Below are 14480 nucleotides of genomic sequence, written 5' to 3'. Positions count from 1 at the left end.
ACGTAGATGATAAGTCAGGCGGCTGCATGCATGGCATGCAGCCGCCTATCCCTTGCTTATTTTACAATCGAAATCCTTATTTGACCGAACCGGTCATACCTGCTACAAAATGTCTTTGCATCAGGAAGAACACAAGCGCTGTCGGAATCGTCGAAATCACGATCGCCATCATAATCATGCCGTAATCCGGCGTGTAGCTGGAGCCCAGATTGGAGATCAGCATTGGAATCGTACGCTTGTCTGGCGATTGCAGCACGATTAGAGGCCACAAGTAGTTGTTCCAGCTCGACATGAACGTAATAATTCCCGCTGCCGCATACGTCGTCTTCATCGTCGGCACATAAATGCGGAAGAACAAGGCCAGCTCGTTCAAGCCATCAATACGGCCTGCTTCAAGCAGCTCTTTCGGGAACATTTTTGTGTTTTGACGGAAAAAGAAGATGAGAAACGCTGTCGTCATCGTCGGCAGCACAACGCCCGATAGGGTATCAAGTCCTAAAAACGGAACGCTGCTCGAAATTCCCGCGAACATTTGATACAGCGGAACCATAATTGCCGCGAACGGAATCATCATCGACAGCAGCAAAATCGTGAAGACGATGTCCTTCGCCTTGCTTTTATAAATTTCAAAGCCGTACCCTGCAAGCGAAGCAATCAGCATCGCTAATATCGTCGTTGAGATGGAAATTTTAGCTGAGTTCATCAGTGCCGGCACAATGTCGACCGAGCTGAACAAGTTATTAATATTTTCAATAAGCTTGCTGCCTGGAAGCAGTCGCCCTTGAGTTACATCTGAGGAGCTGTTCGTCGCGCTGACGAGCATCCACAGAAACGGGAAAATGGAAATGAACGCTGCGACGCTGAGAAAAATATATACCGATACCCGTTTTAGCTTATCCATTTTTATCACCTGCCGCTTTAAACTGAACAAATGCCAAAATAATAATCATAATTACGATAGAATAAGACACCGTTGCTGCATATCCGAAATCTGCCGAATATTTGAAGGACAGATTGTAAATGTACTGGGAGATGGACATAGACGCGTTGCCCGGACCACCCTTCGTAATGTTCACAACCTCGTCGAACAGCTGCAGTGTACCGATAGTCGATGTAATGGATGTAAATAAAATAATAGGCTTCAGCAAAGGCATCGTAATGCCGAAAAACTGTCTCGTCGAAGAAGCTCCGTCGATTTTAGCAGCCTCATAAATCGAATGGTCAATATTTTGCAGAGCTGATAAATAGAAAATCATATTGTAGCCTGTCCAGCGCCACGTAATGGCAATAATAACTGTAATTTTAGCCCAGAATGGATCTGTGATCCATTGAATAGGCGTGCCAATCAGATGCAGCTTGAGCAGCAATTGGTTCACAAGGCCGTCGCCTGCGAATAAGTATTTGAAAATAACCGAATAGGCAACAAGTGAAGTAACCGCCGGCAGGAATATTGCTGTACGGAAAAAGCCCTTCAGCTTCAGCTTGCTGTCATTAAGCAGTACGGAAATAAACATGGCCAGCACAATCATAACCGGTACTTGAATGATTAGATAAATAAAGGTATTCTTTAACGCCACACGGAACGTCTGATCACTGAATAGACGAATGTAGTTGTCAAAGCCAACGTAGTGGAGGTTCATCCCTTTGCCGGATTTAAACGAGAGAAGAAGCGCTTGAATCATTGGGTAAAAATAAAATGCTGCGATTAGCACGACGGCAACGATGACGAACAGCCATCCCGTCAAGTTAGCTCGATTACGAATTTTTATGCCAGGCTGCGCTGATTTCACGAAAGCCTAACCCCTTTCTTCACGGAAATAAAATCTCGGGGCAATCGCTGCCCCCGCCAATCCAAGCACGAGCTTTTCTGGCGAGGGCTTGTGATCGCCCAAGATTTTATTCATCTGCCGTATGGTCGAATTTATTTAACTTGTGTTTCTGCTTGAGCTTGAGCATCAGCCAATACTTGGTCGATTGCTTTGCCGCCCATGAAGTTTTGCATTTCTACAACAAGAATGTCCTCGATTGCATACGTATGCATACCGTAGTTAACTCTTGGAATTTCAGCTGTCCATTTTGCAAAATCAGCTACAACTTTTTGTCCGCCGAAGAAATCGTCAGCTGCTTTGTAAGCTTCACCGTCTGCTGCTGCTTTCAGTGTGCCGATTGCGCCGATATCTGTAGCAAGCTTCTGGTACAGATCCACATCGGAACCAAACGTCTCTTTCAAAAATTCAGCTGCCGCTTCCTTGCCATCAACGTTCATAACATACCACGAGCTGCCGCCAAGGTTCGAAGCGCGAACGGAATCAGCGTTGTTTGCCAGTTTAGGGAACGGCACAACCGCCCATTTGCCGGATTGCGATGCTTCTGCTTTAACCGAAGCGGTAATCCAGTTGCCCGTTGGAACGCTTGCTACTTCGCCGCTGTTAAACGCGCCTACAAACTGGCTCCAGTCGGACGTCACTTTTACAATATCCGCTTCCATCAGTTTCTTGTACGTTTCAAACGCTTCTTTCAAAGCTGGGTTGCCCGCCAGATTCGGCGTTACGCCATCATCTTTCAAATACCACGAGCCAGCGGATTGAATCATCATACGAATCAGGCCAAGATCGTTAGGATCTTGTGTCAGCAGTTGTTTGCCTGTTTTGGCTTTTACAGCTTTACCGATTTCGATCAATTGGTTCCAGTCCAGCTCTTGCAGATCAGCTACTTTGTAGCCAGCTTGCTCCAAGTAGTCTGTTCTTACATAAAGACCCGTTACACCAGAGTCGAATGGTACGCCGTATTGTTTGCCATCAAGGCTTGTCGGCCCGATTTTGTAATCGGCGAAGTCTGCCGGTTTGATGTAATCCGATAGGTCAAAGAATGCATCCGGGTAAGCTTGCAAGAAGCTTTGCGCACGGTAATCTTCAATCAAAATAATGGTTGGAAGACCTTTTGTTGTGCCGGAGTTAAGACCTGCATTCAGCTTTTGAATAATGTCAGCTTGTGCATTTTCAACAATGTTAAGTTTTACGCCGGAATCCGGATGCTTAGCGGCATAAGCCTCACCCGCACGCTCCATAGCGCCGATGTTAAATGTTTTGTCCCATGCCCAAACGGTAAGTTCTTTTGTAGCGTTTCCTGCAGCTTCTCCGCCGCCTGTGTTTGTAGCATCGTTTGTTTTAGCTGAACATGCTGTGAGCAGCACGAAGCTGGCCAATAGGATGGCAAGCATTTTTTTCACTGAACCCAACCCCTTTTTTATTGTCTGCGTAACTGAAAGCGTTTGCCGGCTAACGTTATTAATTATAACAATCTGTTTATTGCATTCGATAGCAATATCTTTATAGGGATTTGTCATTCTTTTATTTGATATACAACAGTGATTTTTTACCAATAGTAATTAATTTGCTTATTGGTAATATATTTAGACACTTGATGGGAGGGAAAGATATCTTTGGTAAATATTGTCTGAGCTGCAGGAAACATTTAATGGTGGGATCCAATAGCCAAGACGTGCGCGCAAGCGTTTTCTCCTACCAAATCCTTTTCACTTCGCTCCGCCTCCCCCCATCCGGCTTCTCTTCACTCTACATCGTTCTTTTTCTTGGACAAACATGCCTTGTATATGAATTTTGCTCCATCGACAGTCTGATTATACACGCAGCAAGCATTCACCAGCGCTATCCAAAAAAAACAGTGGCTGAGGCAGGTCTAACCTGACAGCCACTGTTTTTCAATAATAAGCAAGTTCATTTTTCGTCTTTTGCAGAACGAAATCGGTATTTTAATATAAACTTTTGTTAATTTTCTGCACCAAATAGTCAAACCTTGGTGATATCAGCTCATCATCTACGACCTCCAGCTTTTCAGGCTTGAACAATTGGAGTTTTTTTAAGATGTAGTAATCATAGAGTACCTGATGCACCGACAGTTGATTCTCCACTAAATATTTAACATCAATCATGCTCTGCAATAGCTCATCCTGCAAAATCAACAGCTTGCCGCTGATTTCATTAAATATACCTTTTTGTACCCCCTCTGCATAAAAGTCCAGCAATTGCTGCTCCCGTTTCTGCATCGCATTTTTTAGCCGATCATAACCGTTTGGATAGCTGTCCGTCAGTTCCTTTAGGAACACATCTGTGATGTTTACTGCAAGCAAGACAGACTGCTCAAAGAATCGTTGGAAGCGAATCCCATAGCTTCGTTCACTTTCCATCTCATCCTCAACGAGCTCATTAATATAGGTTACAAAACCCTCTACAAGTCCCCCAATAATCTCTTCTTTCGCGGAAAAATATTTATACAGAGTGGCTCGGCTTACATCCATAATTTTCGCAATATCATCCATCCGTAAAGCCTGAAAGCCGTTTTTAAGAACATACGGCATCAATTTTACGATTAGTCTCAATCTGGTCTCGTTTAGTTTATCATTGACTTTATTCTCATCGTGCATTTCAACTGCCCCCTCATATCTGTTTAGTATACCTGATCCCACCTCTAGAATAAACACAGTCCACGAACGAAAAATTTAAAATAGACAAAAAGAATATATTTTGTTTGAATTGTATATTCCCCTATGATATGATGATTTCGAATCCGAGAAACGAAGGAGAGATACTCATAATGAAAACACGTAAGCTGGGCAATAGTGACTTGGTTGTTTCTTCAATTGGTCTAGGTTTAATGGGCATGTCCCCCGGTATTTATGGAGCTACCGATGATGAACATTCCATCCGTACGATTCACCGTGCCTTGGAGCTAGGTGTTACATTATTGGATACTGCAGATGTTTATGGCAATGGACATAATGAACAATTACTGGGACAAGCCCTCAAGGGCCGTCGTGAACAAGCTGTCGTTGCTACAAAGTTTGCTTTCGCACCCAATTTCGGCATTATTAACGGTCATCCCGATTATGTAAAGAAAGCAATAGATGAGAGCCTGCAACGTTTAGACATTGATTATATTGATCTGTATTACCAGCACCGTGTAGATCCAAATGTCCCTATCGAGGAAACAGTAGGTGCGATGGCTGAACTGGTTGCTGCCGGTAAGGTTCGTTATTTGGGCTTGTCTGAAGCAGATTCCGCTACCATTCGCCGAGCTCATGCCGTCCATCCGATCACTGCTTTGCAAACCGAATATTCGCTTTGGAGCCGGGAAGTGGAGGATGAGATTTTACCTACCGTGAACGAGCTGGGTATTACGTTTGTAGCTTACAGTCCGCTGAGCCGAGGCTTCATTACTGGCGAATTGCAGAAGTTTGAGGATCTTGCAGCGAATGACGTTCGCAGACATTTGCCGCGATTCCAAAAGGAGAACTTCCAAAAAAATGTGGAGCTAGTAAACAAAATCAAAGAAATTTCCATTGAAAAAAATGTCACCGCTTCGCAACTGGCACTATCATGGACCATTGCAAATGGTACACTTCCTATTCCGGGAACTAAACGCTTAAAATATCTCGAGGAAAATGCAGGAGCGGTCGATATTGAACTAAGCGCCGAGGATCTGGCCCGCATTGAAGCTGCTAGTCCAAAAGATACAGTGCACGGTACCCGCTACTAATGAAATGCAGAGCCGCACTCCGGCCTGCCTTTATCAAAAAAAACAGCAGCTTCCCATTTGGAGAACTGCTGTTTTTTTGATAATGCTCATACTTCCGATTTCATACTTCATAAGTCGTGTCCATTACTCAAACAGCAAAGGAAGCTTGATTTTCACACGTGTCCCTTGGCCCGGATCGCTGATAATCGTCACCCCGTAGCCCTCGCCATAAAGCAGCGTCAAACGGTCATGCACATTGCGAATGCCAATGCCCGAGAAAAAATGGCTGGCCGAATGCACGCCGCGCTCCCGATCCGACTCAGCTGCTCCTAATTCATCACCCGCTTTACCGAGCCCGCTAATGCCGACGCCATTGTCAACCACCTCGCAAATAAGCGAATCGCCCTCACGGGAGATGAGTACATAAATATAACCTTCACTTCGCTCATGAAAGGCATGGAAAAAGGCATTTTCCATAAATGGCTGGATGACCAGCTTCGGTAAATGCGCCCCCATGCAGTCCTTGTCCGCAAAATAATTGACCCGAATCTGCTCGCCATAACGCACATGGTTAATAAATACGTAATTTTTCAGGTTGACGAGCTCCTGCGAAACCGGAATCGTCTCGCTTATGTTGCTCACTGTATTTTGCAGCAAGGAAATCAGTGCGTTTATCGTGTCCGCAGCCTTGTCCTTGTTGCCCTGCTGCACCAAAATTTTAATCGACGCCAGCGTATTATACAAAAAATGAGGATTGATCTGCATTTGCAGGGCAGACAGCTCGGCATTGCGCTGATCCTTCTGCGTCTGAATAAGCCGCTTAATGTAATCGTTCAGCTCATCCAGCATATAGTTGTAGGCATTGCCCAATTGCTTAATTTCGTAGCTTCCGGTTACCGATGTATAATTGTTGAAATCATTTTTCGTCACTCTAGAAATTTGCCGCGCCAGCAGCGTAAGCGACCTCGTTAGCCGCCTAGAAATCACAAAGACGATAATGAGTGCCAGCAGCACGATTGCTAGGGATATGAGGGCAACCATTTTGAAATCAACCATTTGGCTCATGACCTGCTGCTTATCAATCAAGTTCACCAAATAAAAGTCATAGGTCGGCAAATATTTCGACAGCACGAGGCTGCTTTTTCCCAATGCCGTTGTATCCATAACGTCCAGCTGCTGCTCTTCAATTTGCTTGGCATAGGTCAAAAGCTCTGGTACCGTTGTCCCTACAAGCTGCTCCCGGTTGCTCGAAACGATCATGCCCGCTTTATTAATGATTACAACATCATTACCGATGCTCGTGAAGCTCGTATAAAACTTCCGAAAATCCTTTTCTTTTATGGCAAAATAAAGCTGCCCGTAAGGCTGGCCGCTCGTCCGCTCCAGCAGCGTTTTCGAAGCCACAACAACCGCATTTGAGCTGTCTCCAGCCTTCATGCTTTCCTGATCCAGTTCATATAAAATACGCCGCGGCTCCTGCAGCGCATGCTCCGTAAGCTCGCTGCTGCGAAGCTTTTCGATAGAGCGCGGCCAATAGGAGCTGTCCGACGAATGGCTGCGGCCATTGATGCCCGTTATCGTAATGTTCACCGAATATGCGGAAACGTTCGATTGAATCCGCTTCATCTGCGTATTGGCTTCATAATATCTTTTCAGCGATTGAGCGGTGCTCTGATCGGGCTCCTTCAGAAACGATTTGAGTGTTCCGCTTTGCTGCACATCATTGGTCGCGGTCACAATCGAATAGCTGAACGACTCAAAATTGGTCTGGACCTGATTAATGATTTTTCCATTCGTAATGCTGAATGTATCCATGAACAGACGCTGCGACATCTGCATCATCACAAGCGTAGTAAGCAGCGAAACGGTAATAATGCTGACTAAGGTGACGGTAAACATTTTAATAAACAAGCCGTGATATTTAAATTTTGCTAGAAATGCCTTCATGCATTAGTCCCTTTTCTGGTTGACATATTGTTTGCGGTAATGGCTGGGCGACAAGCCCGTTATTTTTTTAAACACTTTTGTAAAATAGCTGTGATCCGAGTACCCTACCATGCCGCTGATTTCCGAAATGGACGCCGTATCCGCAAGCAGCAGCTCCGCCGCCTTCTCGACCCGGATTTTGTTCAAATATTCGCTAAAACCCTCTTTATTATGCGCACTGAAATACGTAGACAAATACGACGGGTTAAAATGAAAATGCTTCGCCAGCTCTGTCAGGCTAAGCGGCTCGGCATAATGCTCGCCAATATAGGCAAGCAGCATCGCCATATTCGGATTGCCAGCTCCCTGCTTTCGAGTTGCCAATACAGCCTCCGCATCGCTCACGAATGCCTCCATTAAAACAATCGCTTCACTTATGTGCGCTGCATCGCCAATCTCCTTGAAGTAGCGGTATTTTGCCTCCTCCAGATGCGATGCATCCACCTCCAGACGGCCCAAAACAATCGTCATATTAAAAATAACATTGCTAAGGAACGATTTAAACTCAAATACATCCTTCTTATAAAAATGCGGAGCCCCCTGCACATAAGCGAGCAGCTCGCTAAAAGCGCTCTCAAACTGCTGCTTGCTCAGCTGCTCGGAAAACCGCGGCAAATCAAACTTCTCCTCTACAGGCGGCATATACGGCAGCTCCCCTGCAATAAGCAAACAATCCGGGTCCGCTAGAAAAAAGCGGTAGTCGCTCATTTTGAGAAAATGAAGCTTGTAATGATCCCCCACCTCGGTATAATCGCTGAACGGCTCGCCCAGCGTCCATCTCGCCTCAAGCTTTTGCTCGCTCGTCCACTCGTCAAGCCTCCGTGCGGCGGCAGCAAGCTGCGAGCTTTCCTGCTCATTCAAATTAATGAGCAGCACGACGCGTCCCGCCTCCGACCTTAGCGGAAAATAGACCGATTGCTCCAGCGAAACGACAAGCTCCGCCTGCATTCTTTTTTTCAGCAGCTCGGCTGTGGTTAGCACCGCATTTTTGTCTCCAGATGGCTTGCACTCTGCACCGAGCATTCGAAAGCTGTCGTAAGGAAAAGTTGCATCTTCCTCATCAAGCTCTACGCCGAAGCCATCCATCAGCATATCCAGCAGCACCTGGACCGTCGTATTTTTATCCGTAGGAGCAAGCTCCAGCTTCAATGAAGGAATTTGCTGCGCGGTGCGCTTCAAAACCTCAAGCAGATGGGTCGCCTCCAGCTTAGGCTTCAATATATAATCGGCAACGCCGCTTTGAAAGGTCGATCTGACATAATCGAATTCTCCAAAGCTGCTAAGCACAATGACTTCGATTTCCGGAAATCTCGCTTTAACGATCCGGGTCAGCTCCGCGCCATCCATGACAGGCATGACGATATCCGTTATGACGATATGCGGCTCCAGCTGCTGAATCAGCTCCAAAGCCTCCGTTCCGCTTGCAGCCTCGCCGACGATTTGAAAGCCTTCCTTTTCCCAATTCAATAAATGCTTGATGCCTTGCCTGACTAATAGTTCATCATCTACAATGAGCACGCGGCAAAAAGGCGCCATTACGATCCCTCCATTATCATCTTGCTATTCCCTTTGAAGTGTCTGGGGCTTATTCATAATAGGTGCGAATTCTTATATCCTGATTGTAATTGCCAAACCCCTTGCCGTACAAGGTTAATCCTCCCCTGCCCGGCACACTTTCCTCCGCGCTGATGCGCAGCGTTAAAAACGGGCTTTCCCAATCCAGATCATGAATGGTCAGCTCTGATATTTGCAAGCCATCAATGAAGGTGCCGTTCTCATTCAGGCGCAGCACCTTCAATAAGCCATATTGATTCACGTCGCCCCGCCACCAGTCTGGAGACAGCCTCCCGCGCACACGTCCAAAATCGCCCGGACTCGTCCACTCGCCTACGTACAAGCCATTGATGAAAAAACGGATATCCGACGGCCAATTTTCATTAATTTGCGGCGCTTCCGAACCAATTTCCAGTGAAATTTCCAATTCCTGCACCCGTTGATCAATAAAAAGATGATTGGGCACCTTATATTCGACATACCCTCTGGCAAACCATAAAATGCCGGCATTCATCCGCTCCGGGTCCAAAAAATATTTCGGGTTATCATATTGTCCGATCAGCTTTTCCGTCGTTGCAATGCCGCAGGTCGGAAAGGCGGCCACATCGGTATAATGGCCGACCGGGAGCATCGTTTCGATGTTTTTCCGCTTCTGATCGTTTGGCCTCGACAGCCTGATTTGCAAATATTCAGCTGACAGCGAGCAATATTTATAGGTGCCGCTGCCTACCCGTTTCATTTTGCTGGTTACAATACCAGCTTGCTGAAGCTTGTTGACATGGGTGCTGACAATTGCACTGCTCAAAAAAAGCTCGGCTGCCAGCTCCTTAATATGCCGCTCCCGCTCATCCAGCAAATCGATAATTTGCAGGCGAACCTCGCTTGCCAGCGCCTCATATACGCGAAGTGATTCCGCATTCGTCGTTAAGTACATTCTGTCACATCCTATTTACAGGATTATCAATTTAGCTAATCCTTCATTATTACGGCCCTTATTTATTGCTTGTATTTATTCATTATGTTAAAAATATAAGGAGATAGCAAGTACATGAATTCAGTTTTTGGCTAATTCATTAAACAGGAGGTTTTACCAATATGTCTTTGAAATCAACGATGCTTATTGATAAACATTTTAAAGTTGCCGAGGTTGATCCGCGTCTATATGGATCATTTATCGAGCATCTGGGACGTGCCGTATACGGCGGCATTTATGAGCCAGGGCATCCGACCGCCGATGAGAATGGCTTTCGCCGTGATGCGCTCGAAGCGATTCAGGCGCTGAACGTTCCTATTATACGCTATCCGGGCGGAAATTTCGTCTCTGGCTACAATTGGGAGGATGGCGTTGGCCCGAAAGAAGAGCGCAAGCGTCTGCTTGAGCTGGCTTGGTGGACAACCGAAACGAATGAGGTCGGCACCAACGAATTCGCCGATTGGGCGAAGCTCGTAGGCTCCGAAGTCATGATGGCGGTCAATCTTGGCACGCGCGGCGTAGATGCAGCCCGCAACCTCGTCGAATATTGCAATCATCCATCCGGCTCCTATTTTAGCGATCTGCGCATTTCCCATGGCTACAAAGAACCGCATAAGTTCAAAACGTGGTGCTTGGGCAATGAAATGGACGGCCCTTGGCAAATCGGCGCCAAAACAGCCGTTGAATACGGCAGACTTGCCAATGAGACAGCTAAAGTGATGCGCTGGGTCGATCCATCCATCGAGCTTGTTGCCTGCGGCAGCTCTTCGAGCGGCATGAGCACATTTGCCGATTGGGAAGCGACTGTACTGGATTTGACGTATGATCAGGTCGACTACCTGTCGCTGCATACGTATTACAATAATAACGAAAACAACTCGGAAAACTTCCTTGCGAAATCGCTCGATATGGATCAATTCATTTACAGCGTAACCGCGATTGCCGATTACATGAAAGCAAAGAAGCGCAGCAAGAAGAAGCTCATGCTGTCGCTGGATGAGTGGAATGTATGGAACTCCATCGGCACAAGCCGCGCAGAGGAACGCTGGCATATTGCGCCGCCGGAATTTGAAGATGTTTATACGCTTGAGGATGCGCTTGCTGTCGGCTGCTTCGTCATTACGCTGCTTAAGCATGCAGACCGGGTGAAAATCGCCTGCCTGGCCCAGCTCATAAACGTTATCGCTCCGATTATGACGGAAAATGGCGGTCCGCTGTGGCTGCAAACGACGTATTTCCCTTACAAGCACGCTTCGCTGTATGGACGAGGCACCGTGCTTCAGCCGATTACATCATCGCCAAAATACGATTCGAAGGATTTCACTGATGTGCCTTATCTGGAAGCGATCAGCGTTCACAATGAAGAACAAGGCGAGATTACGATTTTCGCTGTCAACCGTCATTTGCAGGAATCCCTTGATCTGGACGTTGATGTTCGCAGCTTCGGCGCCGTCAGCCTAATTGAGCATGTCGTGCTGGAAAATGACGATATTAAGGCTTGTAATACGAAAGCCCGCCCTAATCAAGTTCTGCCGCATAACAATGGCACAGCCAAAGTCGATGGCGGTCAAGTTAGCGCCGTACTGGGCAAAGCTTCATGGAATATGATCCGCCTGAAAATTACTGCTAACTAATTCGCTGCTAGCCAGTTGAACAAAAACCCTCCGAAATTCGCCTGTTAGGGGCTTTCGGAGGGTTTTTATTGAAGCAAAGCAGCGGATTTGCTAAGCAAGGCTTGCTTCATGACGACTCGTTTCATTTGCTGCTTTTGCACAGGCTGTGGCTGCTCGAAAAACGGCCCTTCCTGAAACAATTGTTTAAAAGCCTGCATCACTGCCTGAGCCGCCAGCGCTTCATCCTCCAGCACATAGCAGGCCACCTGATAGCCATAAACCTCATATTGTTTGAGCACAGCAGCTTTATGCTGCAGCTCCTGCTGCCTTGTCAAAGCTCTGTTCATGGCGTCAAGTCACTCCCTGCTCCTGGCGAATGTTCCTTATAACGATATATCTATTATTAAGAGGGGAAACAGCAGTATGTATGTTTGACACATATGTCTAACTCAACTATACATGAGGAGGTCTGCCTGCAATAGTACCATGTTTTTATAGTACCTTCGTATAGCCCCTTCGGCTGGGTGCCCTTGTATGGGCAGGAGATAGCAGCATTGCTATTTTCAACGAAAGCGGGCTATAATATTGAGAAAAAGAATTCCATTATATGATTTAGTGGACAGAGGATACTTTCATGATTGAAATTCGTACTTCCCAGCTCAGCAATGGCGAGCTGAACCGCGGCGTATTCGCCACCCAGGACATCGCCGAGGGCGCGCTTATTCACGAAGCACCCGTCATTCCTTACGACAACGAGGAGCATGTTCATATTGAGAAAACGATTATTGGCGACTATGCCTTCGAATATGGCGCGAATCATTCCGCTCTTTTGCTTGGCTATGGCATGCTGTTTAATCACTCCTATACGCCGAACACGTTCTATGAGCTTAATTTTGACAATTTGACGGTAGACTTTTTTGCCTTTACCGATATTAAGGCAGGAGAAGAACTGCTCATTAACTATAACGGCGAAGTCGATTGCGAGGATCCTCTATGGTTTAATGAGGAGCAGGACACGAATAAAGCAGATTAGCTGAACGATGAATAGAAGAATTGAAGCCCGAAAGATAGGCACTATGGAATTAGTGCTCGTCTTTCGGGCTTTTTATGCTTGAGCCAGGCTTACCTCCAAAAGGTCGGGTACTTCTTAGACTTGTCCAAATTGTTTATTACAAGGGCCATTCCTACAATGATGATAGTACCTAAAAGTACCGGGTTTATTAAAAAAGACCAGGTGCTGCCAGCCATGATGACAACTAGCGGATCGGCCCCCGCAGGAGGATGAGTCGTCTTGGTTAACATCATTAGACCAATCGCAAGACCTACTCCAGCAGCCATGACGAGGCTCCCCTGCCCAAACAAATGATAAAGAAGCAAGCCAATGCCCGTCGATATCAAATGCCCGCCGATCACATTGCGCGGTTGCGACAACGGGGAATCCCATATGCCAAAAACAAGTACACAGGTAGCTCCAAACGGTGCCATAATCCATACAAAATCCGACTTTTCAGTCAGCATAGATAGCAGAAAAATGACAGTAAAACCTCCAAAAACACCCCATGCCGCTTTGGGTAGTGAAATGGTTAAAGGACTCCGCCTGCCACTTGCTTTCATCTCCTTCAGCTTAGTTGTTAATCGCACAAAAGACGTGTGCATCCTTTTACCTCCTCCAAATGAGTAGTTGACTAGTTATATAGTCATTTATAAAGGAATCAGCCTACATTGTCAACGTTACATTTCGTCTAATCAAACCGTGAAATTGTTATTCCTTTATCAAACAAGCTATAATATAACTAGTTGACTATGAAATGAGGTAAGCTCTATGCAGCATAAACGGCTTATTCTACGCGTCGATCCGACACTAACCTTTAATGTAAATACTCAAATTAAAGAGCAGTTTAAATGGCTCATTGGCACCGGAGAAATTCAAGTAGGCGAAATGTTGCCGCCTGCCGGCGAATTAGCCGAATTATTAGGCCTTAATCGAAATACGGTCAATTGGGTGTACAGCCAGTTAAAAGAAGAAGGGCTCGTTTCCGTCCAAAAAGGCCGAGGCACTCAGGTTTGTTCTGGCCCAGAGGTTGAACGGCTGCAAATGGAACGGATTCCGATGAAAAAAATGTTTACGGAGGCACAAAAGGAAGCGAGCCGCCATCAAGTATCGTTGAAAGAATATTTTCAGGCAGGCTTGGCCTACACCTTAATGCTAGAAACAAATATGACTAGAACGATGAGACTTATATTCGTGGAGTGCAAGGGCCATGATTATTTATTTTACAGCAGCGAGATTCGCAGGCTGACAGGCGCGGATGTGGAAATTTGTTTTTTAGAAGATATACGTTCGGAGAGCGGCCCGCTTAAAGAGGCAATCCGCCATGCGGATGCTATTGTAACTACGCTGAATCATGCTGAAGAAGTAAAGCAATTGATCCATCCATTTGGGAAAAAATTGACCGTTATAGGCGCCATTATCGAGCAGGCTTCCCTATTGGAAATCGCGAAATTGCCCGCTGCTGCCTCTCTTGCTTTCGTTTGTCTAGGTAAAGTCGGCGGGGAATGGATGGCTGACCGCGTATTAGAGGCTGGAATTGAACTCACGAATTGCCGTACAGCGGGAACGGATGATTCCCTGCTGCTGAGCAAAATGCTGAGCGAGACTGATCGTGTGTATGCTTCATCAGCTGTATTCGAGGCTCTGAAGCAAAAAACGCCCGCTAACGTTCATTTATACCCTATGCAGCTGGAGAAAAGCAGCGAATTGCTTTTACAAGAGTTGGCCGCTAATAGATCCATTAGTTGAGAATACAGAGCGATTGCAA

At 46.2% G+C, this 14480-nt stretch carries 13 protein-coding genes; 4 read left to right on the top strand and 9 right to left on the bottom strand.

Annotated elements, in window-relative coordinates:
* Positions 1-76: 76 nt before the first annotated feature.
* The 4 genes from ABEW34_RS26055 to ABEW34_RS26040 form a co-directional block, all read right to left on the bottom strand.
* Positions 77-901, bottom strand: a complete 825-nt coding sequence (locus ABEW34_RS26055; protein ID WP_430162843.1) for a carbohydrate ABC transporter permease — start codon at positions 899-901, stop codon at positions 77-79.
* Positions 894-1790, bottom strand: coding sequence for a carbohydrate ABC transporter permease (locus ABEW34_RS26050; protein WP_430162840.1), 897 nt, complete (start codon positions 1788-1790; stop codon positions 894-896). Before ABEW34_RS26050 ends, ABEW34_RS26055 begins: the two co-directional genes overlap by 8 nt.
* 131 nt (positions 1791-1921) lie before the next feature.
* The gene (locus ABEW34_RS26045) at positions 1922-3229 is read right to left on the bottom strand and encodes an ABC transporter substrate-binding protein (RefSeq protein ID WP_430162838.1); all 1308 of its coding nucleotides are present in this window, start codon (positions 3227-3229) and stop codon (positions 1922-1924) included.
* Between the two features lie 543 nt (positions 3230-3772).
* Positions 3773-4444, bottom strand: a complete 672-nt coding sequence (locus ABEW34_RS26040; RefSeq protein WP_430162836.1) for a TetR/AcrR family transcriptional regulator — start codon at positions 4442-4444, stop codon at positions 3773-3775.
* A 170-nt stretch (positions 4445-4614) separates the two neighbouring features.
* On the opposite strand from ABEW34_RS26040, the gene ABEW34_RS26035 reads away from it, so the two are divergent.
* Entirely contained in the window at positions 4615-5556 is a 942-nt protein-coding gene (locus ABEW34_RS26035) for an aldo/keto reductase (protein WP_430162833.1), read from the top strand.
* Positions 5557-5679: 123 nt separating this feature from the next.
* On the opposite strand, the gene ABEW34_RS26030 is transcribed toward ABEW34_RS26035, so the two are convergent.
* The 3 genes from ABEW34_RS26030 to ABEW34_RS26020 are packed head-to-tail and all read right to left on the bottom strand — an operon-like array spanning position 5680 to position 10009.
* Positions 5680-7482, bottom strand: coding sequence for a sensor histidine kinase (locus ABEW34_RS26030; RefSeq protein WP_430162830.1), 1803 nt, complete (start codon positions 7480-7482; stop codon positions 5680-5682).
* A gap of 3 nt (positions 7483-7485) precedes the next feature.
* Positions 7486-9057, bottom strand: coding sequence for a response regulator transcription factor (locus tag ABEW34_RS26025; RefSeq protein WP_430162826.1), 1572 nt, complete (start codon positions 9055-9057; stop codon positions 7486-7488).
* A 49-nt stretch (positions 9058-9106) separates the two neighbouring features.
* Entirely contained in the window at positions 9107-10009 is a 903-nt protein-coding gene (locus tag ABEW34_RS26020; protein ID WP_430162822.1) for an ArsR/SmtB family transcription factor, read from the bottom strand.
* A gap of 161 nt (positions 10010-10170) precedes the next feature.
* On the opposite strand from ABEW34_RS26020, the gene ABEW34_RS26015 reads away from it, so the two are divergent.
* A complete protein-coding gene (locus tag ABEW34_RS26015; protein WP_430162819.1) occupies positions 10171-11682 on the top strand; it encodes an alpha-N-arabinofuranosidase in 1512 nt (503 codons plus the stop codon).
* Between the two features lie 65 nt (positions 11683-11747).
* Here the strand turns inward: ABEW34_RS26015 and ABEW34_RS26010 are convergent, their stop codons facing one another.
* A complete protein-coding gene (locus ABEW34_RS26010; protein ID WP_430162816.1) occupies positions 11748-12008 on the bottom strand; it encodes a hypothetical protein in 261 nt (86 codons plus the stop codon).
* Between the two features lie 287 nt (positions 12009-12295).
* Here ABEW34_RS26010 and ABEW34_RS26005 point away from each other — a divergent pair, with 287 nt between their 5' ends.
* Complete coding sequence (locus tag ABEW34_RS26005) at positions 12296-12694, top strand: SET domain-containing protein (RefSeq protein ID WP_430162813.1); 399 nt, start codon at positions 12296-12298, stop codon at positions 12692-12694.
* 89 nt (positions 12695-12783) lie between these two features.
* Here ABEW34_RS26005 and ABEW34_RS26000 read toward each other — a convergent pair whose 3' ends face one another.
* Positions 12784-13317 (bottom strand): HPP family protein, encoded by a 534-nt coding sequence (locus ABEW34_RS26000; RefSeq protein ID WP_430162810.1) that lies wholly within the window; start codon positions 13315-13317, stop codon positions 12784-12786.
* 166 nt (positions 13318-13483) lie between these two features.
* Between ABEW34_RS26000 and ABEW34_RS25995 the strand changes: the two genes are divergently transcribed.
* Positions 13484-14461 carry a GntR family transcriptional regulator gene (locus tag ABEW34_RS25995; RefSeq protein WP_430162807.1) on the top strand — a complete coding sequence of 326 codons (978 nt, stop codon included), beginning with the start codon at positions 13484-13486 and terminating at the stop codon, positions 14459-14461.
* Positions 14462-14480 lie beyond the last annotated feature (19 nt).

The organism is Paenibacillus algorifonticola, from assembly GCF_050481745.1.
In the GTDB taxonomy this organism is placed as follows: Bacteria; Bacillota; Bacilli; order Paenibacillales; family Paenibacillaceae; genus Pristimantibacillus; species Pristimantibacillus algorifonticola_A.
This window is presented reverse-complemented; position numbering and strand designations above follow the sequence as displayed.